At 47.3% G+C, this 357-nt stretch carries 1 tRNA gene; it reads left to right on the forward strand.

Annotated features, from left to right (window positions below):
* Window positions 1-75 precede the first annotated feature (75 nt).
* Window positions 76-151: transfer RNA gene (locus APU02_RS05560), tRNA-Glu, on the forward strand.
* Window positions 152-357: the final 206 nt, after the last annotated feature.

The raw sequence follows: 357 nt of genomic DNA on the forward strand, positions 1-357 counted from the left end.
ACCTGCCTTTGTAGTGTCCACACAGATTGTCTGATAGATGTAGAGAAGCAAGGCGTCTTGCGATTGAGACTTTGTGTCCCCTTCGTCTAGAGGCCCAGGACACCGCCCTTTCACGGCGGTAACAGGGGTTCGAATCCCCTAGGGGACGCCACTTGCTGGTTTGTGTGAGTGAAAGTCGCCGGCCGTTATATCTCAAAACTGACTTGCGAGTCATGTTTGAGATATTTGCTCTTTAAAAATCTGGATCAAGCTGAAAATTGAAACACAGAACAACGAAAGTTGTTCGTGAGTCTCTCAATTATCGCAACCATGAAGTGAAACATCTTCGGGTTGTGAGGTTAAGCGACCAAGCGTACA

The sequence above is a fragment of the Citrobacter sp. 50677481 genome (assembly GCF_001463265.1).
Taxonomy (GTDB): Bacteria; Pseudomonadota; Gammaproteobacteria; order Enterobacterales; family Enterobacteriaceae; genus Citrobacter_A; species Citrobacter_A sedlakii.